This window comes from uncultured Phocaeicola sp., assembly GCF_948499155.1.
In the GTDB taxonomy this organism is placed as follows: domain Bacteria; phylum Bacteroidota; class Bacteroidia; order Bacteroidales; family Bacteroidaceae; genus Phocaeicola; species Phocaeicola faecalis.
In genome coordinates, this window is sequence record NZ_CAOOSE010000003.1 from 99,818 (window position 1) to 121,738 (window position 21,921).

Below are 21,921 nucleotides of genomic sequence, written 5' to 3' on the forward strand. Positions count from 1 at the left end.
ATGAAATTCAAAACAAAGACTGATTAATTGGCAGCTTCGAACTCTTTTAAGAAACGTGTATCATTTTCAGAGAACAAACGCAAGTCGTTTACACGATATTTCAGGTTGGTGATACGTTCGATACCCATACCTAATGCATATCCCGAGTAAACTTTGCTGTCAATGCCATTGGCTTCCAATACATTCGGGTCTACCATACCGCAACCCAAAATTTCTACCCAGCCGGTTCCTTTGCAGAACGGACATCCTTTTCCGCCGCAGATATTACAGCTGATATCCATTTCCGCACTTGGCTCGGTAAAGGGGAAGTAGGAAGGACGCAGACGAATCTGAGTTTCGGCACCGAACATTTCCTTCGCAAATAGAAGCAATACTTGTTTCAAGTCGGTAAATGATACGTTCTTGTCAATATAGAGAGCTTCTACCTGATGGAAAAAGGCATGTGCACGATAGCTGATAGCCTCGTTACGATATACACGACCCGGACAAATAATTCGGATGGGTGGCTGGGTGCTTTCCATTACCCGGCTTTGTACAGATGAAGTATGTGTACGTAAAATGACGTTGCCCTGTACATGCTCAGGATTGGCTTCAACGAAGAAAGTATCCTGCATATCGCGAGCCGGATGATCTTCGGCAAAGTTCATGGAAGAAAAAACATGCCAATCATCTTCTATTTCCGGTCCATCGGCAATGCTGAAACCGAGGCGATGGAAAATATCGATAATTTCATTCTTGACAATGCTTAACGGATGGCGGGTTCCTAATTCAATAGGATATGCCGTGCGGGTAAGGTCCATTTCGGCAGCTCCGTTGTCTTGTGTCTCAAAAGTTTCTTTCAGCGTGGTAATACGTTCTTGAGCTTTGTTTTTCAGCTCATTCAGCTTCATTCCCACTTCTTTCTTTTGGTCGGCAGGTACATTGCGGAAGTCTGCCATCAACTCATTAATTGCCCCTTTTTTACTAAGATATTTAATACGCAGGGCTTCTAATTCCTCTGCATTAGCAGCGTGTAAGCCTTCAATTTCCTGAAGTAATTGTTCTATTTTAGCTAACATACTTTCTTCTTTATTTTTTTAATGACCGCAAAGTTAGCGAATTAAACCGAATATTTTGCTGAAAACTAAAAAAAGAGATATTTTTGCATCGATTTTTTCTAAAAATAGAAAATGAGAAAACTAATTATCGGAGTTTGTCTGGTTATGCTGGTCAGCTCCTGTGGAGGCGGTAAAAAGAAAATAGACCCCTTCGAGATGCTCACTGAAGAGATTGATTCGTTGACAGCCGTTCCTGATACGGCAGAGGCGATGGAGGTGGTAGAAGAAGAACCGATGGTTCCGGCTACTGCTGATGAAAGTTTTGCTGACTTTATCTACAATTTTGCGATTGATGAAAAGCTGCAAGTGTCGCGTATCGTGTTCCCGTTGCCTTATTATACGATGGATAAGAAGGAACATATCGAAAAGAAAGATTGGGAGCATGACTTGTTGTTCAGTCAATTAGACTCTTATACTGTTCTTTTTGACAAGACGGTGGATATGGAAGCTGAGAAAGATACTACTGCTACCAGTGTGAAGATTGAGTGGATTTATTTGAAGACGAACAAGATAAAGCGATATTATTTTGAACGTTTGAAGGGGCTCTGGAAGTTGGAAGCCATTGATTTTGCAGATATGCCGAAGAGTGAGGACACCAAGGAGAACTTTTATGAGTTTTATGAACGTTTTGCCAATGATTCTGTTTTTCAGCAAACACGCCTTCATCATCCACTGAAGTTTGTTACGGTAGATCCGGACGATGAATTTCAGATAATAGAAACGACTCTTGAAACGGGACAGTGGTTTGCTTTCCAACCGGTGCTTCCCCGTGAGTTTTTGACAAATGTAAATTATGGACAAAACGAGAATCCTAAATCGAATACAAAGGTAATCGAGATAAAAGGATTCGGTAATGGATTTAACAATACGCTTTACTTTGAACGGCGCAATGGACTGTGGAAGTTAGTGCAGTTTGAGGATTTAAGCGATTAACCCAATTAATGACGGATGAGAGAAATAAAGGACTATTCACTGTTGCCGCATAATACTTTCGGCATGGATGTAAAAGCGTCTGTGTTTGTAGAATATGACTCGGTTGCTGAATTGAAGACTATATTATTAAATAAGGATTATTTAGAATCTTCATGGCTACACATTGGCGGTGGCAGTAATTTGTTGTTTACGGCAGATTATGAAGGGGCTGTTTTACATTCGGCCATTCATGGTTATGAGGTGGTGAGTGAGAATGATAGAACTGTCGAAGTCAGGGTAGGAGCCGGAGAAATATGGGATGATTTTGTAGCTTTTGCCGTGCAGCACGGATGGTACGGTGCGGAGAATTTATCTTTGATACCGGGGGAAGTGGGAGCTTCGGCTGTGCAAAATATTGGTGCATACGGTGCCGAGGCGAAAGATTTGATTGTTTCGGTAGAAACGGTAGAAGTCGCTACAGGGCGGGAACGTGTGTTTTCTAATGCTGAATGCCACTATGCCTATCGTGAGAGTATATTTAAAAAAGAATTAAAAGGAAAATATATAGTTACTTATGTGACTTACCGTCTTGGAAAACATCCGCTTTTTAATCTTGAATATGGCAATGTGAGAGGTGAATTGGAAAAACGCGGATGCGGGGTAACACTCGAAAACGTGCGCAATACAGTAATAGCGATACGTGAGGCAAAGTTGCCGGATCCAAAAGTGCAGGGCAATGCAGGAAGTTTTTTTATGAATCCTGTTGTGCCGCGTCTGCAATTCGAGACATTGCTAAGAGAATATCCTGAGATGCCTCATTATGATATGGGGGAAGATAAAGTCAAGATTCCGGCAGCGTGGATGATTGATTGTTGTGGCTGGAAAGGTAAACAAGTAGGCAATGCAGGTGTTCATTCTAAACAGGCTTTGGTATTGGTAAATTGTGGAGGGGCTACCGGAAGAGAAATCGTGGATTTGTCTCGGCAGATACAAGAGTCTGTTTTTCTGAAATTCGGGATAACTATTTCTCCCGAAGTGAATTTTATTTAACTATTATATGAAGATTACAATATTAGGTAGCGGAACATCTACGGGAGTACCCGAAATAGGGTGTAAATGTCCGGTTTGTACCAGCAATGATGCTCGGGATAACCGTTTGCGTTGTTCGGGACTGATAGAAACGGAAGGAGTGCGGATTCTGATGGATTGCGGTCCCGATTTCCGTGAACAGATGATACGCCTGAATGACTTTAAAGCCCTTGATGCTGTATTAATCAGTCATGAGCATTATGACCATGTGGGTGGTTTGGATGATTTACGCCCTTTTTGCCGTTTCCGTGATGTGCCGGTTTATGCGGAACAATATACGGCAGAGCGTTTGCGTCAACGTATTCCTTATTGTTTTGCAGAGCATCTATATCCGGGAGTGCCTCGCATTCTATTGGAAGAGATTGTACCGGACTCTCCTTTTACAGTCAGTAATTCGGAAGGAACTGAGATAGAGATTATTCCCATCCGTGTGATGCATGGCAAACTTCCTATTTTGGGATACCGCATTGGCAACATGGCGTGGATTACAGATATGTTGACCATGCCGGAGTCGGAGTATGAACTTCTGGATGGACTGGATGTGCTGGTAATGAATGCCTTGCGTCCCCAATCTCATAATACGCACCAAAATTTGCAGGAGGCATTGGATAATGCAAAGCGCATCGGGGCTAAAGAAACTTATTTTATTCACATGAGTCATCACATGGGGCTACATTCGGAAGTTGAGAAACTGCTTCCCCCTCATGTGCATTTTGCTTATGACGGAGAAGTAATTTCTGTCGGTTAGATTTTCGGTTTTAATGAATATTGGCAGAGTCCGTTTAGTCCACATTCTTCACATTTGGGAGTTCTGGCCATGCACACATACCTGCCGTGCAAGATGAGCCAGTGGTGGGCTGTCGGAACGATTTCTTCCGGGATGTATTTCATCAGATATTTTTCGGTCGCCAGCGGAGTAGTACAAGTTTGCGGCACCAGACCGATGCGGTGGCTTACTCGAAACACATGAGTATCTACTGCCATTGCCGCTTTATTGAATACTACGCTTTGAATGACATTAGCTGTTTTTCTTCCTACTCCCGGCAACTTAATCAGTTCTTCCAGTGTGCCGGGCACTTCACTATGGAAGTCTTTGACCAACATTTGTGCCATGCCCACCAGATGCTTTGCTTTATTATTGGGATAGCTCACACTGCGGATGTATTCATAGATGACTTCCGGAGTAGAGGCTGCTAAAGCTTCCGGTGTAGGGAAATCCCGATAGAGGGGCGGGGTAATCATGTTTACGCGTTTGTCCGTGCATTGTGCACTGAGGATGACCGCTATCAGCAGTTCAAACGGATTGTTATAATGCAGTTCCGTTTCTGCAACAGGCATTGCATTTTGAAAATACGTTATTACCTTATCATATAATTCTTTCTTTCTCATGATGGTCCTTAACTTATTCCCGAGGTCTTTAATTTAAATTAGTTACAAAGATAATATTGTTTCTGAAAAAAGTGCGTATCTTTGCATCCGAATTTCACAATAGACGTATGATGCCGTGAATAGCGGTCGTGTATTCTAGAACACCACGTAAAAAACAGGAAAAATGAAGAATAATAACACTGTATCTGTATCTTTTATGTTGCTTGGCATACTGTTTTGTGTATGTCTTGTTGCAGCAAACTTATTGGAAACCAAGGTAGTCCAGATTTGGAAAATTACTGCTACTGCCGGGCTTGTCGTATTTCCTATTTCTTATATCATCAATGACTGCATAGCCGAAGTATGGGGCTTCTGTAAGGCAAGGCTGATTATTTGGATGGGCTTTGCCATGAATTTTATGGTTGTCGCACTGGGGCAATTGGCGATTATGATGCCTGCGGCACCGTTTTGGGAAGGCGAAGAGGGCTTCAATTTCGTTTTCGGCATGGCACCGCGTATTGCTGTGGCAAGTCTGACTGCTTTTTTGATTGGTTCTTTTCTCAATGCTTATGTCATGAGCAAGATGAAGCTGGCTTCGGGAGGCAAGAATTTTTCACTTCGCGCCATCACTTCTACATTGGTGGGTGAAAGTGCCGATTCGCTGATTTTCTTTCCGATTGCTTTCGGGGGACTGATGCCGGTGAGTGAGTTGATTAAAATGATGATTCTGCAAGCTCTTTTAAAAACACTTTATGAAATCATTATCCTCCCTGTTACCATCCGTGTGGTGAATTATATAAAGAAGGTGGACGGAAGTGATGTTTATGACGAGAATATTTCCTACAACGTATTAAAAATCAAAGAACTGTAATATATGAATAGGAGTGATGCATTGGTTGTGTTCAGCGGTGGGCAGGACTCGACTACTTGTCTGTTTTGGGCAAAGAAACATTTTAGAAAAGTATATGCGTTGAGTTTTGTCTATGGACAAAAACATGTGAAAGAGGTAGAACTGGCACGTTCCATAGCTGCCGGGGCAGGAGTAGAGTTTGAAGCGATGGATGTTTCTTTTATCGGCCATTTGGGTAAGAATTCATTGACGGATACCAGTATTGCAATGGATAAGGAGAAACCGGCCGATAGTTTCCCAAATACGTTTGTTCCGGGGCGTAACCTGTTCTTTTTGAGCATCGCAGCCGTTTATGCTCGCGAACATGGCATCAATCATATTGTGACCGGTGTGTCTCAGACTGATTTCAGCGGTTATCCCGATTGTCGGGATGCTTTTATCAAGTCATTGAATGTCACGCTCAATCTTGCCATGGATGAGCAATTCGTTCTTCATACTCCGCTGATGTGGATTGATAAGGCGGAAACATGGGCACTGGCGGATGAATTGGGAGTTCTTGATTTGATTCGCCGGGAAACATTAACTTGTTATAATGGCATTCAGGGGGATGGATGCGGACATTGTCCGGCATGCAAGCTTCGCCGTGAAGGTTTGGAAAAATACCTGGCAAGTAAGAAGTGATTTCTTGAAACTAAAAAATAATAACTATATGGAAAGAAAAGATGAATTGACAATATTAGGGAAGAAGACGGAATACAAGCAGGATTATGCTCCTGAGGTACTGGAATCTTTTGTAAACAAGCATCCCGGAAATGATTATTGGGTGCGTTTCAATTGTCCCGAATTTACCAGTCTTTGCCCCATCACCGGACAACCGGATTTTGCTGAGATTCGTATTTCTTATCTGCCCGACATGAAGATGGTAGAAAGCAAGAGCCTGAAACTTTATCTGTTCAGCTTTCGTAATCACGGTGATTTTCATGAAGATTGTGTAAATATCATTATGAAGGACTTGATTAAGTTGATGAATCCTAAGTATATCGAAGTGACCGGCATCTTTACTCCGCGTGGCGGCATCTCTATTTATCCGTATTGCAATTACGGACGTCCGGGAACTAAGTATGAAGAGTTGGCGCAATACCGTTTGCGTAATCACGATTTATAGGCGATAGGCTTCCACCGATAGGGGGTGTGCTTAGAGGTCACTCCCTTCGGCGGAAACAAAATATCTTATGATAATTCCAGTCCCAACGCTTCTTTTAATTTCAGCAGGTTGGGATTCTTTTTACTCATCATCTGGAAACGTTCTACATGACTGTAAGCACGTATATTTTCAGTCGGAGCGCTTACCCGGACTGTCATCGTTATCTTTCGGTTATGGAGACGTTCGCGCAAATGGTTTTGAATAGCCTGAACTAACTGCATCATATATTTTTCTACCATCTCATTGTCTACCAATACTTCGAAAGTGGTATCATTCAGCAGCTTCGGATTCATGTTCATCATGCGTGCCGAGTTCGCTTTTTCTTCAATCGGCAGATTAGCTGCAAATTCACGCCAATAATAGTTCAAATCCTTTTCGTTAAAGATATAATCCTCGTAAGGGGCAGCACTTGAGGCAGCGGTTGCATGGATGGCAGCAGTTGTTTTTTCATTTGTTTTCTCTGCTGTTTGTTCATGCAGGGGACGACGTATGGACATACTCAGCGTACCCGCCTTAAACACCGGAATCTTTTTCTCTTCTCTGGCTTGGGGCAGCGGACTTGGACGGCCTGCATTCACAGAACCGGCCGCACCCTGTGGTGCAGTCGACGATGAAGCAGCCGGAGCAACACCGGTCTGTGCAGCGGCAACCGGAGCCTGAGGCTGTGATTGCGTAGTAACTTCAGAAGTTGCTTGCTGCGTAAATATGGGTTTGAGTTGATTCTTCTTAGGGCTGCGCCCACCAACCAAATCGTCAGCGTCGGGTAAGGTCAGTTGTGCACATTGTATCACTGTCAGCTCTACCAGCAGACGTTTGTTCTTGCTGGCGCGATAACTTAAATCACAGTCGTTGCACAGTTTCATGGCCCGATACAGGAACTTGGCGTCACATTTCCGGGCTTGTGCCTGATAACGCTCGCGTATGCTTGCCCCTACTTCCAGTAATTGCAGGGTTGAGTCATCCTTACTCACCAATAAATCGCGGAAATGCGAAGAGAGCCCCGTAATAAAGTGGTTGCCGTCGAATCCTTTTTTCAGTACATCATTGAAGAGCAGCATTGCTTCGGGTACCTTGTTTTCGAGCAATAAATCCGTCAATGTAAAGTAGTATTCATAATCCAGCACGTTCAGGTTCTCGATGACACTTTTATAAGTGATGTTTCCCCCTGTAAAGCTCACCACCTGGTCAAAGATGGAGAGTGCATCACGCATACCTCCGTCTGCTTTTTGGGCAATGACGGTCAGCGCTTCGGGCTCGGCATTGATATGTTCCTGTTTTGCTACATATTGCAGATGCTCTGTGGTATCTTTAATTCCGATACGGTTGAAATCATAAATCTGGCAACGGCTCAGGATGGTAGGCAATATCTTATGCTTTTCGGTAGTGGCAAGGATAAAGATGGCATGATGAGGAGGCTCTTCCAGGGTCTTCAGAAAAGCATTGAAGGCAGCTTGGGACAGCATGTGCACCTCGTCAATGATATATACTTTGTATTTGCCAATCTGTGGCGGGATGCGTACTTGCTCTATCAACGAACGGATATCTTCCACCGAGTTATTGCTGGCAGCATCCAACTCATGAATGTTATAGGAGCGTTGCTCATTAAAGGCAAGGCACGATTCACACTGGTTGCACGCCTCTCCGTCAGCGGTAGGAGACAGGCAGTTGATGGTTTTGGCGAAGATACGTGCACACGTTGTCTTCCCCACACCGCGTGGTCCGCAGAATAGGTAGGCATGTGCCAGCTTGCCGGTAGCAATCGCATTTTTCAGGGTAGTGGTCAAAGCACGTTGGCCCACAACCGATTCGAATGTAACGGGACGATATTTTCGTGCCGATACGATATAATTTTCCATAAGCGGAGTTCCTTTACTAAATATGAGTTCTGCAAAAGTACATAAATTATCGGTGTTTTTATGTATGGTTGCCTGAAATATTTCTATCTTTGCACAAAGGAGAAAAAAGAACGTTCGTTATGAGTAAATTGCTGACTATTTGGAACTACATCCGGCACCATAAGTATATGATTACGGTGCTGATATTTATTGTGGTTATCGGTTTCTTGGATGAAAACAGTCTGATTCAGCGTGTGCAGCATCGCAATGAAATCAGTGCGCTGAACAGTGAAATCGAAAAATACAGAAAGCAATATGAAGAGGATACCGAGAAGCTGAAAGAGTTGACCAGCAATCCCGAGGCTTTGGAGAAAATAGCCCGTGAGAAGTATCTGATGAAGAAACCAAATGAGGATGTTTACGTTTTTGAATAATGAAACTACCTGTATATAAGGCAATATCTTTTAATGGTATTATATTAGAAGGCGGGCATTCTAAACCTTGGGTGGTTTCGGTAAATGCTGAAGGAGAGTTGAAGCCTTTTGTCGTGAAACTATATCGGACTATTGATATCGAGGCCAGGAATAAGATGACAGCCGAGATATTGGGATGTCTATTTGCAGAAGATTTTGATTTATTGTCACCGACTCCTGCAATAATAGAATTTACGGACGAATTCAGGATGTCTTTGGGTAAGGAATATGAAGAAATCCTGAACTTATTGGACGAAAGGGCAAAGTTTGGCACTGAATATTATGAAGGTACGTTTTTGTTTGCTCCCCAGATGTCTTTAGAAGAAGCTTCAAAAATAATTCAGGTTGATACATTATACGCTTTTGATTATTTTATTTGTAATAGAGATAGAACTTTGAGAAAGCCCAATTTGTTGATAAAGGATGGAAAAGGTATTTTAATAGACCACGAAATGGCTTTGGAAATAGATAATGAAACTATCTCCCGTTTTCAAGAGGAAAAGTGGAATGACAAATATCAATATCACTTATTTTATAGACTTTTGAAGGAGGCAGACCGGCAGTCGAAAGCTACTTTTTTCGAGGAATTTGAATTTTATCTGCAATCATTAAGATTAAAGAAGTATGATGATATCTTTGCGCAATTAAGTGAGTTCGGTTTTACGAACTTAAGAAAAGAATTACTGGAAGAATATTTTCAAGCAGTATTAAAAGAACCGCGAAAGTTTAAGAATATATTGAGAAAATCCATAGAATGAGACGAATAGTATATAGCTTGTTACAATACCGTCATTCATTATTGCGTAGTGACACATTCAATATTGGTATTGTTTTTTATTTTCCGGATGAGGGAGATAAAATGTTATTTTATTGTTCACCGAATATAAAAGCATTAAAAAGTTTATACCCCGATATGGATTATCAAATGCTTATTACCTATTTAAGTTATATCAACGACAATGTACAGCGAGGGCGTATTAAGCATTATATGGGAACATCTGTAGACGTGGAGTTGAAAATATTTTTGAAGAAATACGTTTTGCTTGAAGATGCTACAGTACTACGTTTTGACGAACCTGTTATCATATCTAATATTGAACATGGTAAATCTATTGATATGTTGAAAAATTATACAAAAGTACTTCTTTCTTTTAGGGATGGCAACGAATATAATCAAATTAGTAATTTATTAATGCAGTAACCTGTATTCAGAATAATGAAGAATCTTTATAATATAATATCTATGGCAGGCGCCGGACTGTTGCTGGTTGGTGCTGTATTGCAAATAACTCGTTGGGACTTTGCCCCTTATCTGTATACATTGGGTGCGGTGATGTTCGGTTATGTGCAGGTGATGGGGAATCGGTATGATGGCAGTAACTTTATCATCAAGCGATTGCGGAAGCAGCAAATCTTTGGTGCCATTGCATTGGTTTTTGCGGGGGTACTGATGTTTACGATGAACCGTAATGAGTGGATTGTCTGTCTTTCCATTGCTGCCGTACTCGAACTGTATACAGCATTCCGCATTCCGCAGGAATTGGATAAAGAGAACAAATAGCTCTTTCTCATCCTTTAATAGCACTTTCTCATCCTTTGAACAAAATATCGTTTTGTTCTATTTTGATGCATCTCTACACATCATGCAAGACTAATATGAATGATAAGTCCTGGCATTAGTCAGATTAAGCCCTTTTTTCCTTTAGGCTAAGTCCTCACATACGGCAAACTTTTATAGACTGCGGCAATGGACTGTACGGTCTGCTGCGGTGGACTGTACGGTCTGTTACGGTGGACTGTACGGTCCATTGCCGAAGTCTGTAATAATCTTCCGCTTAAAAGACCTTAATCAATAGCAGGAAATGGCTTAACCTTCCTTTTGTTTGCAGATAAAAAAGCAGGTAATCGGTTTGGGATAATTTCTTGGCTCCGGGTATATATAAAAAAGTTCCCCGAACTGATGGAGATAGTCGGGGAACTTTTAGAGATGATGGTGAAGGGAATGCGTCAAAATCAAAACAAATTGCCGCTATTCCACGATAGTCATTTCGTCTACCAGATGTTTTGCACCTGCAAACTTGTCGATGATAAACAAAGTATATCGGATATCTACACAAGCGGCACGTTGTAACTGCGGATTGTAGGCAATATCGCCTGTCAAACCTTCGTAGTTACGGTCGAATCCGGTACCGATTAATTCGCCTTTACTGTTGAAGACAGGTGAACCGGAGTTACCTCCCGTATTGTCGGTGGCTGTGGCAAAACAGATAGGCATTTCTCCGTTCTTCATGGCATAACGGCCGAAATCCTTGTTGTTATATAATTCTTTTAGTTTTGCCGGTACCACGAACTCGAAATTATCCGGGTCTTCTTTTTCCATTACGCCTTTCAGCGTCGTATAATAGCTGTATACCACTCCGTCCTTCGGGCTGTAAGAACCTATTTTTCCGTAAGTGAGGCGTAATGTAGAGTTGGCATCGGGATAAATGGGCGTACCTTCCTGCTGTTTCAGTTTCATCATGCCTTCCACCCATGTCTTGTGTGCCAGGTTGTACGCGTCCGTTTCCGCTTTCATGGCCTTGTCGGTATCTTCATAACCTTCGTTTACAGACTTGGCATATTGCACCATTAAGTCGTTTTCTATGGTTTTGGCGTCCGGTTTAGCTATGAACTGGTCAAAGGCTTCACGACTGCGGAAGATAGAAGTATCGAAACAGGCATCTACAAATGCATCGATATCTCCTTTGAACTTCTTGTCTATCACCCGGAATATGCTGATTCGCTGTTCGGCAGGAATCAGTTCGGCATAAGTCTTTAATAATGCCTTTGAGACTTTGCGGTCTACTTCGGGACTGTAATCCTTGTTGAAGAACTTGTCGGCCCGCTTGCTCAACTGGCTCAATGCATAATCCAGCGGATTGATTTCTTTGGTAGCGTGGGGCACTTTGTAACCTTGTTTCAGTGCTTCCAGCACTTGGTCTGTGGAAGGGATTTTATAGAATTCCGTTCCCAGTTTGCAAACTTCATAGATGGCTTGCTGGTGATAAACAGCGTCATGGCGTTTGCTTACAATGTCGCGGATGGCATCAAATGCTTTTTGATAAGTATCTGTTCCTGTTTCACGACCGTATGCCAGAAGTTTTTCTTGTTGCTGTTTCTTGGTGTCGAGCACATTGAGGTGAATCAGTCCTTCGTTCATGCCGATGGCATTCTTCCAGTAGTTGGCCGAAGATGCATACTTGCTGGCATACTGGATGCGTACTTTGTCACTTTTCAGCATTTCTTCGAGCAGATTGTTGAGGCGTACCGTACGCACTGTTTTACGCATGAAATTGGTTGTCTGCATACGTTCTTCCACTTCGTCGGAAATCATATAGCGCCAGTTGCGTCCGGGGAAACCCATTACGAAAGTAAAGTCGCCTTCTTTTACGCCACTTAAATTGATGGTGAGGTGTTTCTTCACTTTCAGAGGAACATTAGTCTCATTGTATTCGGCCGGTTTACCATCGGGAGTAGCATATATGCGGAACATGGAAAAGTCACCGCAGTGACGGGGCCACATCCAGTTGTCGGTGTCGGCTCCAAACTTACCGATGGAAGAGGGGGGAGCTCCCACCATACGGACATCTTTGTAGATGGTCTTTACAAAAAGATAGTAACGGTTTGCTCCATAGAAAGGCTTCAACTCCAAGGCGGTGAACGGAGTGACTTCTATATTTTCCTTTTTGGCAAAGCGTTCGGCTACTTTGCTGAGATAAGACGGAGAGAGATAGTTCAATCCTTCCGGGTCCTTGTCTTTTGCCAGCTGTTCTTTGACGTAAGGAGTAATATCCAGAATCTTGTCGATAAAAGTGACGGTCAAACCGTCGCACGGCAATTCCTCCTTGCGGGTCATTGCCCAGAATCCGTCTGTCAGGTAGTCGTGCTCCACCGAACTGTGTTGCTGGATGTATCCGTAACCGCAGTGGTGGTTGGTCAGTACCAGTCCTTCCGATGAAATAATCTCACCGGTGCAGCCTCCGCCGAAGTGTACCACGGCATCTTTCAGGCTGATGCTGTCGGGGCAATATACTTTGTCAATGCCGATGTCCAGTCCCATGTCATACATGGTAGCGGCATTTTGTTCTTTCAGGTCTGTCAACATCCACATCCCCTCGTCGGCATGGCCGGCCAGGGTAGTGATGCTGAGAAGTGATAGTATGATTGTCTTTTTCATTATTCTACTATTGTCATTTCGTCAATCAGGTGACTGCAACCACCCAGCTTGTCAATAATAAAGAGTACATAGCGGATATCTACGGCAATACAGCGTTGGAGGTTATTGTCAAAGTTGATATCTCCACTCAGTGATTCCCAGTTACCGTCAAAGGCGGTACCAATCAGTTCGCCGTTGCCGTTGATGACCGGAGAACCTGAGTTGCCACCTGTAATGTCATTGGTAGTGAGGAAACAAGTGGGCATCTCACCGTTAGGCAGTGCGTAACGTCCGAAGTCTTTGGCGGTATAGAGCTCTTTCAGCTTGGCTGGAACTACGAATTCAGGGTTAGTGGGGTCTTCTTTTTCCATCACGCCTTTCAATGTCGTATAATACTTGTAGTGTATACCGTCTTTCGGATTATAAGATTTCACGTTACCGTAAGTCAGGCGAATGGTGAAGTTGGCATCCGGTGCTTTAGGTTCGGGAGAATACATTTCGCATAAACCGCGTACATACGTTTTGTGCAGCAGTTCCAATCCTTTGAGTGAAGTTGACAATTCCTTAACCAATTCATTACCCAGTGCATATTTGGATTTGACAAAGGCATACATCGGGTCTTTCTCAAGAGCTTTTACATTAGGTTTGCTGATGAATTTATTGAAATTCTTTTCATTGGAGAAGATGGAATTATCATATAAATTGTCGATATATGCATCATAGTTGCCCTTGAAATCATTTCGGATTGTTTGATAGAAAGAAGGCAATGCGTCCGCCTCTACCATTTCGGCGTAGAGGGGCAACAGGGCTTTAGCCACTTTGCGGTCTACTTCATGGTCATAATCCTTGTTGTGAACGGATTTATAAACGTTCTTCATCATATCGGTATATTTTTTGATACCGGCTTTATCCTTGTTCTTTATTGCCACTTTCAGGCTGTCCATCACAATATAAGGAGTACCGAACTCAATGCCGCTTCTCAAAATCTCATTGAAGCAAGTGAACTGATAAAGAATAGGATTGCTCTTTTCGATGATGGCATCGATTTCTCCTACTACCTTTGCATAGTCGGCCTGATTGTTGTCTTTTGCAAACTTGGCAAAGCGGGCTTCTTGAGCTGCTTTGGTTTCCAGCACCTTATTGTCTACGATAGCTTTGTTCATACCGATGGAATTCTTCCAGTAGTTGCTGCTTCCCGCATATTTGCTGGCATACTGAATGCGTACTTTGTCGCTGGCTGCCATTTCTTTTTTCAGCACATCCTGACGGGTACCGCGAATGCGGATACGAGGCTCATTGCTGGCAGTCATGCGCTGTTTCACTTCGCTTTGAGTCAAATAGCGGCTGGTGCTTCCGGGGAAACCCATAATCATGGCATAGTCACCTTCTTCGATGCCTTTCAATGAAATGGCCAAATGTTTCTTTGCCTTGAGAGGGATATTGTTCTCGTTGTATTCGGCCGGTTCACCGTTAGCGTCTGCATAGATACGGAATACAGAGAAGTCGCAAGTATGGCGGGGCCACATCCAGTTGTCGGTTTCACCACCGAATTTACCGATAGATGAAGGAGGTGCGGCAACCATGCGTACGTCACTGTATGTTTTTAAATAAATCAGATAAAACTTGTTTCCGGCATAGAAAGGAAGTGCTTGTGCACTGATACCCGGTTTTCCGTTCAGGTCACTTGCTTTCAGTTCCTCGTTGGCGAATTTATATAAGAAAGGTTGGCCGAATGTTTCTTCCTCTTTCACTTCTCCGGCTTTAACCTTTGCATTTATCTTATCTGTGACATCCACAATACGTTCTACAAATTTGAACTTCAATCCCGGAGTAGGGAGTTCTTCTTTTCGGTTCTTTGCCCAGAAGCCATCCGTCAGATAGTCATGTTCTACTGAACTGTGTTGCTGGATAGAAGCATATCCGCAATGATGATTGGTCAGGATAAGTCCGTCGGGAGAAATAATTTCTCCTGTGCATCCTCCACCGAATATACCTACTGCATCTTTCAGCGAAACTTTGTTGGGGTTGTAGATGTCGTCGGCATCCAGTTTCAGCCCCTGTGCTTTCATGCGGTCTGCCAAGTGCTGCTCCTGCATCAGTTGCAATAACCACATACCTTCGTCTGCCTTCGATGGCAAGAATGCCACGCACATTAATGCGAGCATTAAAAGTTTAAATCTTTTCATGTTGTGTACTAAATGTTATTTCTTTATACTTATATCGGTTACAAAAATAGGAAAAAAACGGCAAGTATCACCCAAAAAACTCAATCACAGTGATAATCTTCTATTAAGTTTTAAATTTTAATAAAAAATTTTTGTCAGTGGATTATAGATTGTACCTTTGCTCACCGAAAAATAGTAAAGGGTGTGTAGATGAGCATGAATAAACTTTTTTTCTCCGTAGTGTCTTTATTGGCTTTGACCTCGTGTGCTAGCGAATATAAAATAGAAGGTAGTTCTTCTGTTTCGAGGTTGGATGGAAAGATGCTGTTTATAAAAGTTCCCGATGGTAACCGCATGGTGAAGGTCGATTCTGCCGAGGTTATTCATGGGATATTTAAAATGGAAGGAGTTTTGGATTCGTCCGTTATCGCCTCTTTATATATGGATGATATAAATATCATGCCTTTTGTTATCGAAAAAGGAAAGATAGCCATTAACATCGACAATGCCCGCATCATGGTAAGCGGAACTCCGCTTAATGACCGTCTCTATGATTTTGTAGGAAAGAAAACTTCGCTTGATGATCGTGCCTACGAGTTGGAGCGTAAGGAAAGCCGCATGATTATGGATGGGAAAGACCCCGATGAGATTCACCATGTTATTATGACAGAACGTGAAAAACTGGCTGCCGAGATGAATGACTTGGCAAAGCAGTTCATTAAAAAGAATTATGATAATGTATTGGGACCGGGGGTATTTATCATGATATGCAGCAATTTTGATTATCCGGTCATGACTCCGATGATTGAGGAAATTGTCAATGATGCTCCCGATAGTTTCAAAAACAACCCGATGGTAAAGGAGTATATCACAGTAGCCCGTGCCAATATGGAGAAACTGAAGAGTACACAATCCGTTCCCCTTGACTAAAGATTATTGATCAGGATTGTCCACTTTTCCCTGATATTCTTCTGGCAATGACTTTTCTATTTCTTTGTAAGCTTCTTCCATGGTTGCCTTTATATTGTCTATTCCTTGAGTTTGGGGATATATCGGTTTATGAATGACCAGTGTCATCGGATGCCATGAGACGAAACCTCCGGTACGCGGAAGGACGTTGAATGAACCGATAATGGTAAGCGGCACTACCGGCAACTGTAACTCGTCTGCCAGTTGGAAAGCTCCTTTCTTAAAATACCCCATGTGTCCTGTGAAAGTGCGTGCTCCTTCGGGAAATACGACCAGTGAAGTGCCGTTCTGCAATACGCTGCGGGCATGTTCAATTGTCTCTTTTACTTTCTTCGGTCCGGATTTATCTACAAAGATGTGTCCTGCCGCTTCGCATGCTTTACCAACGAAAGGCATTTTCCGCAGGCTCTTCTTCATCATCCATTTGAAGTTGCGCCCCAGAAAACCATAAATAAGGAATATGTCGAATGACCCCTGATGGTTGGCGACAAAGACGTATGAAGTCTTGTCCAGCACTTCGGGATGTCCCACCACCTTTACAGGAATCAGTAGTACATAGCAGAATAGTTGTGACCAGATTTTCCCCGGATAATATCCCCAAACGTGCGGGTCGCCTATCCATGAGCCCACAATGGTGACAAGGGCTGTAAGTATTGTCAATACAAGAAGTATAGGAAGTGCTATAAATATCTGATATAAAATATAGAGTGCTTTCATGGGTTTTAATTTTTGAATCATACAAAGATACTAAAAAAGATAATTTATCGGGCAAACAGTAATAAGTTATCATTGAAAAACATGCGACTATTCTTTTTTTAAAGTGATGACCGTTATTTCCGGCCATGCTCCAAGACGCATGGGAAACATCAGATAGCCCAGTCCCACATTGACAAAAAGTGCTTGGTTGCCTTCCCGGTATAATCCGTTGTGCTCGGGGTAAACAAACTTGGCCGGGGAGAATCCGAAGATGCTGAATTGCATTTCATGGGTATGTCCCGACAGCATTAACTGCACATCACTTTCGGGCAATACCTCGCGGCGCCAATGGGTGGGGTCATGGCTGAGCAACACTTTAAACATTCCGTCTGTACCCTTTAAGGCTTTGGGAAGATTGCCATGATTAGGGAAAGGAGGATTACCGCTATTTTCCACTCCCACCAAAGCAATGCTGTCGTGACCTCGGTGAATGACGGTATGTTCATTATTCAGCAGTTGCCAGCCCATACGTGCTTCTTTAGCCAACAAACTGTCGAGATTGGCTTGTTGTTCAGCTTCTGTCTTCCATTTGATATAAGGAGAATAGTCATGATTCCCCAGTACTGAGTAGACTCCGTCTTTACCTTTTATCTGGCTCAGTATGGGTATAAATTCATCTAGCTCGGTGGCTATATTGTTGACAATGTCGCCTGTAAAAACCACCAAGTCAGCTCGTTCGGCATTGACCATATCCACGGCTTTTTGTATTGCTTTTCCATTCCGTGTCCAACTGCCCGAATGGATGTCCGACAGTTGGAGAATGCGATATCCGTCAAAAGCATCCGGCAAATCTTTATAGCCGATAGTCACTTCTCTGATTTGAAAATGCTGTTTCCCTTCGGTAGAGCCATATACGACGTATGCCAATGATGCCAGTGCCAGTACGCCTGCAATATAGCCTCCATAGAGCCTTCGTCCCGAAATGAGGAAAAGCAGTTTCATGATAAGGATGACGATGACAAATATGGCTTTAGGTACGGCAAAGCATAGGAATATCAACAGAAAATTGCTAAGCCGATACATGGAATCGGGCATTGGCTCGTGGATAGAGAAAATCACCGCCATTCCTGTGAGTAGGAATAATGTTGGTATCCAATAAGCCCAGCGAATCCATTTTTGTGAAACACGGCGGATGTAAGCTCTGTATATATACCAGTCGGGCAATACCAACAGTAATAAGAAAAATATAAAGAGTTTTATTAGCATCATGGCAATGAGTCTTTTTTTATGATATCTATAGATTGGCAGCCAGAAACTTTTTCATTTCCTCTATACTCATCCTGCGCCGGTTGGCATAATCGGCCAGTTGGTCTTCGCCTATTTTCCCTATGGAGAAATAGCGTGAGGCAGGATGGGCGAACATCAGTCCGCTGACAGAAGCATGAGGTCTCATCATGCCATTCTCGGTCAGGGAGATACCGATTTGTTTCATGTCCAGCAGTTCGTCCAATACGAAATTGACGGACTGGTCGGGCAATGAAGGATAGCCGACGGCAGGGCGGATTCCCTGATACTTCTCATTATGTAAATCTTTTATATTAAGATTCTCGTCGGGAGCGTATCCCCATATCGTTTTACGGATATCTTCGTGTAATTTCTCGGCAGTTGCTTCCGCCAAACGGTCGGCAAGGGTTTGCACCAACATCCGTTTATAGTCATCTCTGTCGTAAAGATGTTCCATACCGGCATCCACAGTGGTGGCAAATGCTCCTATTTTATCTTTGATGCCCGACGACAGGGGACGTATAAAATCGCTCAAGCAGAGAAACGGTTCGTCTGCTTTGAGTTTAGCTGCCTGCTGACGCAGCAAAGGAAAACGTGTACCACCGTCCAACCATAAATTATCGCCATCGGCATTGGCGTCCATCAGACGAAAAACACCATGCGTCTCAAAATCGGCATCCAGTTCATTCAACATTCTGTTGGCTTCTTTCGACAGTTGCATTGCTTCTGCAGCTTTCGACCGTTCTTCTTCGGGAAAACCGGCCAACCACATGGCACGGCATGAATCGCAACCATGTATATCGGCTATGGCAGCATATTTAGGCTGGAATCCCCATGCATGAAAGAAATAAATCCAGTTTATGTATTCACTGACCTGGTGTATTTTGTAATGTACAATCATCGTTTAAATCTCAGTTCTTTTCCTCTGTGAGCTTCGTCCACTTGGTGGTTGTGATAGACTAAATGCCCGTTGACGAACGTTTTTTCTACTTTCGAGTGGAATGTCTGTCCTTCCATAGGACTCCATCCGCATTTGCTCAAGATGCAGTCGGAAGTGACTGTCCATTGACTGTCGGGGTTTACCAAAACCAAATCAGCATAATACCCCGGTCGGATAAATCCCCGCTCTTCTATATGATATAATTCAGCGGGAGCATGACACATTTTCTGTACCAGTTGTTCGATGGTCAGTACTCCTTCCCGTACCAGTTCCATGATGGCCACCAACGAGAATTGTATCATCGGCATACCCGAAACGGCCTTTAAAGCACCGCCTTGTTTCTCTTTCAGCAAATGGGGGGCATGGTCGGTACCGATTACATCGATACGGTCGGTGGGCAAAGCCTGTCGTAATGCTTCACGGTCGGCTGCAGTCTTGATGGCCGGATTGCACTTGATGCGTGCTCCCTGCGTTTCATAATCTTTATCGCAGAAGTAGAGATGCGAAACACATGCCTCTGATGTTATCTGCTTTTCGCTCAATGGCTTGTCTTCAAATAAGCTCAGTTCGTCGGCCGTGCTCACATGTAAAATGTGCAAGCGTGCTCCTGTTTCTTTGGCTAGTTTTACTGCCAGAGAAGAAGAGTGCATGCAAGCCTCTGCACTCCGTATTTCGGGATGATATTTGATGTCCGGGTCTTCTCCGTATTTTTCTTTGAAAGCAGCAGTATTTGCACTGATGATGGATTGTTCCTCGCAGTGGGTGGCAATCAGCATACCGGCATTGGCAAAAACTTTGCGCAACACTTCCATGCGGTCTACCAGCATATTGCCGGTACTGGCTCCCATGAAGAGTTTTACACCGCATATACGGGTTTTGTCCAGTTGGGGCAGCATATCTGCATTGTTGTTGGTGGCACCGAAATAAAATGAGTAATTCACTACACTTTTCGTGGCGGCATCGGCAAACTTAGCTTCCAGCGCTTCGAGATTGGTGGTCTGTGGAGTTGTATTGGGCATATCCATAAAAGAAGTCACCCCTCCGGCAGCGGCTGCTGTACTCTCTGTATGCATATCCGCCTTATGAGTCAGTCCCGGGTCGCGAAAATGCACATGGTCATCTATCACACCGGGTATCAGGTAGCAACCTCCGGCATCTATTTCCTCGTCACAGGGATGGAGTGGGAGAGTGCCGTTTGCCATTACTTCCGCTATTCTGTCATTTTCAATTACAACCGAACCGTGAAAAGTCTTTCCTTCATTCACAATTCGTGCATTCTTTATCCAAGTACGTTTCATAAGTTTTTCTTTTGAGGATATTTATGGAACCAGCTATACCATTTCAGTTGGATAACTCCCATAATCGCTTCGCCGAAAATGCTGCTGTTCATTTTGGAAGTCCCCAGTTCGCGATTGACAAAGATAACCGGGACTTCGGCTATTTTGAATCCGCATTTATAAGCGGTGAATTTCATTTCTATTTGGAAGGCATATCCTTTGAAACGGATTTTGTCCAATCCGATGGTTTCAAGTACTTGCCGACGATAGCATTTGAATCCGGCTGTGGTGTCGTGGATGGGCAGACCGGTGATGATGCGTACATATTTCGATGCAAAATAAGACATCAAGACACGTCCCATCGGCCAGTTTACAACATTTACTCCACTGACGTAACGCGAGCCGATGGCTACGTCATAACCTTCATGGGCACATTTGTCATACAATCGGGGCAAATCATTGGGATTGTGGCTGAAGTCGGCGTCCATTTCGAATACATAGTCATATCCTTTTTCTATCGCCCACTTGAACCCGGTGATATAGGCAGTTCCCAACCCCAGTTTACCCTTGCGCTCTATCATGAACAGGCGGTCGGGAAACTCCTGCTGCAACCGGCGTACAATGGCCGCTGTGCCGTCAGGAGAACTGTCTTCTATAATTAAAATATGAAAGAACTTCTCCAGGCCGAATACAGCCCGGATAATATTTTCTATATTCTCCTTCTCGTTATAGGTCGGTATAATAATGATGCTATCGGATTTCTCCATACGTTTATTTGTGTTAGCTGAATAAATATCATACAAATGTAATTAATATATTATGAACCTCTGCAGAATTTAATTTTATTAAATAAAAAAAGAAGGGTTAACCCTGCTTTCATGCACGGATAACCCTTTCATTTTACAGAATAGTTTAGTTTTCTTTAGAAAGCCACACCTACGCGGAATCCGAAGTTTTGTAGTTTATCCATGTCGTAGTTAAACACAGTTCCCTTGTTGGTGGAGTAGTTGTAGAATCCGGCCAAATGGAAACCGATGCTGTTGGGCCATGGGTAAATGTTTACACCGATTTCGGGAGATACATAGAAGCCCCATGTATCATCTTTCACTTCGTAGATGTAGAAGTCGCTAGACATCTTTGTATAGTTGGCACCCAGCTTCAATCCGATGTAGGGTTGAAAGACACCGTCACTGAAGCGATAGTGAGTGGCAAAACCGAAAGGCAACTGGAATACGGAGTGTTGCTGGTCGGTGGTCAGTGCAGACGAATTGTTGATAGGCAATGTCTGACGCGGAATGTATTCATTGTTAGTGTGATAGTTGATAAATGCACCGATAGATAAATCGGGCAAAACATAATATCCACCTTCAAAGTTCATACCCCAGCCACTTGCTTTGTTTGAAAAGTTGTTGCTGATGGGAGCACTGAACTGCCAGTCTACATTAAAGTAGGTCATTGGAGTGATTTGTGCTTTTGCCGGTAGAGCAAAGGCAATGGCGATGGCAGCTACCGCCATTATTCTATAAGTAAAATATTTTATAGTTTTCATAAACTTGCTAATTTATTA

22 protein-coding genes are annotated in these 21,921 nt (G+C 43.2%); 11 read left to right on the forward strand and 11 right to left on the reverse strand.

Features of this window, described 5'->3' with window-relative positions:
• Nucleotides 1-23 precede the first annotated feature (23 nt).
• Nucleotides 24-1,058 (reverse strand): phenylalanine--tRNA ligase subunit alpha, encoded by a 1,035-nt coding sequence (pheS, locus tag QYT14_RS03685; RefSeq protein ID WP_237038312.1) that lies wholly within the window; start codon nt 1,056-1,058, stop codon nt 24-26.
• A gap of 111 nt (nt 1,059-1,169) precedes the next feature.
• Between pheS and QYT14_RS03690 the strand changes: the two genes are divergently transcribed.
• The 3 genes from QYT14_RS03690 to QYT14_RS03700 are packed head-to-tail and all read left to right on the forward strand — an operon-like array spanning nt 1,170 to nt 3,846.
• Complete coding sequence (locus QYT14_RS03690; RefSeq protein ID WP_237038311.1) at nt 1,170-2,030, forward strand: DUF4348 domain-containing protein; 861 nt, start codon at nt 1,170-1,172, stop codon at nt 2,028-2,030.
• Nucleotides 2,031-2,045: 15 nt separating this feature from the next.
• Nucleotides 2,046-3,059, forward strand: coding sequence for a UDP-N-acetylmuramate dehydrogenase (murB, locus tag QYT14_RS03695; protein WP_288325174.1), 1,014 nt, complete (start codon nt 2,046-2,048; stop codon nt 3,057-3,059).
• A 7-nt stretch (nt 3,060-3,066) separates the two neighbouring features.
• Complete coding sequence (locus QYT14_RS03700; RefSeq protein WP_288325173.1) at nt 3,067-3,846, forward strand: MBL fold metallo-hydrolase; 780 nt, start codon at nt 3,067-3,069, stop codon at nt 3,844-3,846.
• On the opposite strand, the gene nth is transcribed toward QYT14_RS03700, so the two are convergent.
• Nucleotides 3,843-4,487: an endonuclease III gene (gene nth, locus QYT14_RS03705; RefSeq protein ID WP_237038308.1), complete on the reverse strand. Its 645-nt coding sequence runs from the start codon at nt 4,485-4,487 to the stop codon at nt 3,843-3,845. The genes QYT14_RS03700 and nth overlap by 4 nt on opposite strands.
• 163 nt (nt 4,488-4,650) lie before the next feature.
• On the opposite strand from nth, the gene QYT14_RS03710 reads away from it, so the two are divergent.
• Genes QYT14_RS03710 through queF form a run of 3 tightly spaced genes read left to right on the forward strand, consistent with a single transcriptional unit; the run spans nt 4,651 to nt 6,481 of the window.
• Nucleotides 4,651-5,337, forward strand: a complete 687-nt coding sequence (locus tag QYT14_RS03710) for a queuosine precursor transporter (protein WP_288325172.1) — start codon at nt 4,651-4,653, stop codon at nt 5,335-5,337.
• Between the two features lie 3 nt (nt 5,338-5,340).
• The gene (queC, locus tag QYT14_RS03715; protein WP_288325171.1) at nt 5,341-5,997 is read left to right on the forward strand and encodes a 7-cyano-7-deazaguanine synthase QueC; all 657 of its coding nucleotides are present in this window, start codon (nt 5,341-5,343) and stop codon (nt 5,995-5,997) included.
• Nucleotides 5,998-6,025: 28 nt separating this feature from the next.
• Complete coding sequence (gene queF, locus QYT14_RS03720; RefSeq protein WP_237038305.1) at nt 6,026-6,481, forward strand: preQ(1) synthase; 456 nt, start codon at nt 6,026-6,028, stop codon at nt 6,479-6,481.
• 65 nt (nt 6,482-6,546) lie between these two features.
• On the opposite strand, the gene QYT14_RS03725 is transcribed toward queF, so the two are convergent.
• Complete coding sequence (locus tag QYT14_RS03725; protein ID WP_288325168.1) at nt 6,547-8,376, reverse strand: DNA polymerase III subunit gamma/tau; 1,830 nt, start codon at nt 8,374-8,376, stop codon at nt 6,547-6,549.
• Nucleotides 8,377-8,495: 119 nt separating this feature from the next.
• Between QYT14_RS03725 and QYT14_RS03730 the strand changes: the two genes are divergently transcribed.
• The 4 genes from QYT14_RS03730 to QYT14_RS03745 are packed head-to-tail and all read left to right on the forward strand — an operon-like array spanning nt 8,496 to nt 10,389.
• Complete coding sequence (locus tag QYT14_RS03730; protein WP_237038303.1) at nt 8,496-8,789, forward strand: septum formation initiator family protein; 294 nt, start codon at nt 8,496-8,498, stop codon at nt 8,787-8,789.
• Nucleotides 8,789-9,586, forward strand: coding sequence for a HipA family kinase (locus QYT14_RS03735; protein WP_288325167.1), 798 nt, complete (start codon nt 8,789-8,791; stop codon nt 9,584-9,586). The genes QYT14_RS03730 and QYT14_RS03735 overlap by 1 nt, the downstream gene beginning before the upstream one ends.
• Entirely contained in the window at nt 9,583-10,029 is a 447-nt protein-coding gene (locus QYT14_RS03740; protein WP_237038301.1) for a hypothetical protein, read from the forward strand. Before QYT14_RS03735 ends, QYT14_RS03740 begins: the two co-directional genes overlap by 4 nt.
• Nucleotides 10,030-10,071: 42 nt before the next feature.
• Nucleotides 10,072-10,389: a hypothetical protein gene (locus QYT14_RS03745; protein WP_288325218.1), complete on the forward strand. Its 318-nt coding sequence runs from the start codon at nt 10,072-10,074 to the stop codon at nt 10,387-10,389.
• Between the two features lie 468 nt (nt 10,390-10,857).
• Here QYT14_RS03745 and QYT14_RS03750 read toward each other — a convergent pair whose 3' ends face one another.
• A complete protein-coding gene (locus QYT14_RS03750; RefSeq protein ID WP_237038300.1) occupies nt 10,858-13,044 on the reverse strand; it encodes a S46 family peptidase in 2,187 nt (728 codons plus the stop codon).
• The gene (locus QYT14_RS03755) at nt 13,044-15,209 is read right to left on the reverse strand and encodes a S46 family peptidase (protein ID WP_288325166.1); all 2,166 of its coding nucleotides are present in this window, start codon (nt 15,207-15,209) and stop codon (nt 13,044-13,046) included. Before QYT14_RS03755 ends, QYT14_RS03750 begins: the two co-directional genes overlap by 1 nt.
• Nucleotides 15,210-15,404: 195 nt before the next feature.
• Here QYT14_RS03755 and QYT14_RS03760 point away from each other — a divergent pair, with 195 nt between their 5' ends.
• Nucleotides 15,405-16,118, forward strand: coding sequence for a DUF4369 domain-containing protein (locus QYT14_RS03760; RefSeq protein WP_237038430.1), 714 nt, complete (start codon nt 15,405-15,407; stop codon nt 16,116-16,118).
• Nucleotides 16,119-16,121: 3 nt separating this feature from the next.
• On the opposite strand, the gene QYT14_RS03765 is transcribed toward QYT14_RS03760, so the two are convergent.
• The 6 genes from QYT14_RS03765 to QYT14_RS03790 form a co-directional block, all read right to left on the reverse strand.
• A complete protein-coding gene (locus QYT14_RS03765; protein WP_237038298.1) occupies nt 16,122-16,874 on the reverse strand; it encodes a lysophospholipid acyltransferase family protein in 753 nt (250 codons plus the stop codon).
• Between the two features lie 87 nt (nt 16,875-16,961).
• A complete protein-coding gene (locus QYT14_RS03770) occupies nt 16,962-18,122 on the reverse strand; it encodes a metallophosphoesterase (RefSeq protein ID WP_288325165.1) in 1,161 nt (386 codons plus the stop codon).
• Between the two features lie 25 nt (nt 18,123-18,147).
• Nucleotides 18,148-19,038: a vitamin B12 dependent-methionine synthase activation domain-containing protein gene (locus QYT14_RS03775; protein WP_237038296.1), complete on the reverse strand. Its 891-nt coding sequence runs from the start codon at nt 19,036-19,038 to the stop codon at nt 18,148-18,150.
• On the reverse strand, nt 19,035-20,375 hold the full coding sequence (locus QYT14_RS03780) for a dihydroorotase (protein ID WP_288325164.1): 1,341 nt from the start codon (nt 20,373-20,375) through the stop codon (nt 19,035-19,037). The genes QYT14_RS03775 and QYT14_RS03780 overlap by 4 nt, the downstream gene beginning before the upstream one ends.
• Nucleotides 20,372-21,121, reverse strand: coding sequence for a polyprenol monophosphomannose synthase (locus QYT14_RS03785; protein ID WP_237038294.1), 750 nt, complete (start codon nt 21,119-21,121; stop codon nt 20,372-20,374). The genes QYT14_RS03780 and QYT14_RS03785 overlap by 4 nt, the downstream gene beginning before the upstream one ends.
• A gap of 155 nt (nt 21,122-21,276) precedes the next feature.
• Nucleotides 21,277-21,903, reverse strand: a complete 627-nt coding sequence (locus tag QYT14_RS03790) for an outer membrane beta-barrel protein (protein WP_237038293.1) — start codon at nt 21,901-21,903, stop codon at nt 21,277-21,279.
• Nucleotides 21,904-21,921 lie beyond the last annotated feature (18 nt).

Coding starts and splice junctions, on each gene's coding strand:
- murB (WP_288325174.1), top strand. CDS start 2,046: ATGAGAGAAATAAAGGACTATTCACTGTTGCCGCATAATACTTTCGGC.
- QYT14_RS03785 (WP_237038294.1), bottom strand. CDS start 21,121: ATGGAGAAATCCGATAGCATCATTATTATACCGACCTATAACGAGAAG.
- QYT14_RS03760 (WP_237038430.1), top strand. CDS start 15,405: ATGAATAAACTTTTTTTCTCCGTAGTGTCTTTATTGGCTTTGACCTCG.
- QYT14_RS03730 (WP_237038303.1), top strand. CDS start 8,496: ATGAGTAAATTGCTGACTATTTGGAACTACATCCGGCACCATAAGTAT.
- QYT14_RS03755 (WP_288325166.1), bottom strand. CDS start 15,209: ATGAAAAGATTTAAACTTTTAATGCTCGCATTAATGTGCGTGGCATTC.
- queC (WP_288325171.1), top strand. CDS start 5,341: ATGAATAGGAGTGATGCATTGGTTGTGTTCAGCGGTGGGCAGGACTCG.
- nth (WP_237038308.1), bottom strand. CDS start 4,487: ATGAGAAAGAAAGAATTATATGATAAGGTAATAACGTATTTTCAAAAT.
- QYT14_RS03725 (WP_288325168.1), bottom strand. CDS start 8,376: ATGGAAAATTATATCGTATCGGCACGAAAATATCGTCCCGTTACATTC.
- QYT14_RS03780 (WP_288325164.1), bottom strand. CDS start 20,375: ATGAAACGTACTTGGATAAAGAATGCACGAATTGTGAATGAAGGAAAG.
- QYT14_RS03745 (WP_288325218.1), top strand. CDS start 10,072: ATGGCAGGCGCCGGACTGTTGCTGGTTGGTGCTGTATTGCAAATAACT.
- QYT14_RS03770 (WP_288325165.1), bottom strand. CDS start 18,122: ATGATGCTAATAAAACTCTTTATATTTTTCTTATTACTGTTGGTATTG.
- QYT14_RS03775 (WP_237038296.1), bottom strand. CDS start 19,038: ATGATTGTACATTACAAAATACACCAGGTCAGTGAATACATAAACTGG.
- QYT14_RS03710 (WP_288325172.1), top strand. CDS start 4,651: ATGAAGAATAATAACACTGTATCTGTATCTTTTATGTTGCTTGGCATA.
- queF (WP_237038305.1), top strand. CDS start 6,026: ATGGAAAGAAAAGATGAATTGACAATATTAGGGAAGAAGACGGAATAC.
- QYT14_RS03790 (WP_237038293.1), bottom strand. CDS start 21,903: ATGAAAACTATAAAATATTTTACTTATAGAATAATGGCGGTAGCTGCC.
- QYT14_RS03735 (WP_288325167.1), top strand. CDS start 8,789: ATGAAACTACCTGTATATAAGGCAATATCTTTTAATGGTATTATATTA.
- QYT14_RS03700 (WP_288325173.1), top strand. CDS start 3,067: ATGAAGATTACAATATTAGGTAGCGGAACATCTACGGGAGTACCCGAA.
- QYT14_RS03740 (WP_237038301.1), top strand. CDS start 9,583: ATGAGACGAATAGTATATAGCTTGTTACAATACCGTCATTCATTATTG.
- pheS (WP_237038312.1), bottom strand. CDS start 1,058: ATGTTAGCTAAAATAGAACAATTACTTCAGGAAATTGAAGGCTTACAC.
- QYT14_RS03750 (WP_237038300.1), bottom strand. CDS start 13,044: ATGAAAAAGACAATCATACTATCACTTCTCAGCATCACTACCCTGGCC.
- QYT14_RS03765 (WP_237038298.1), bottom strand. CDS start 16,874: ATGAAAGCACTCTATATTTTATATCAGATATTTATAGCACTTCCTATA.
- QYT14_RS03690 (WP_237038311.1), top strand. CDS start 1,170: ATGAGAAAACTAATTATCGGAGTTTGTCTGGTTATGCTGGTCAGCTCC.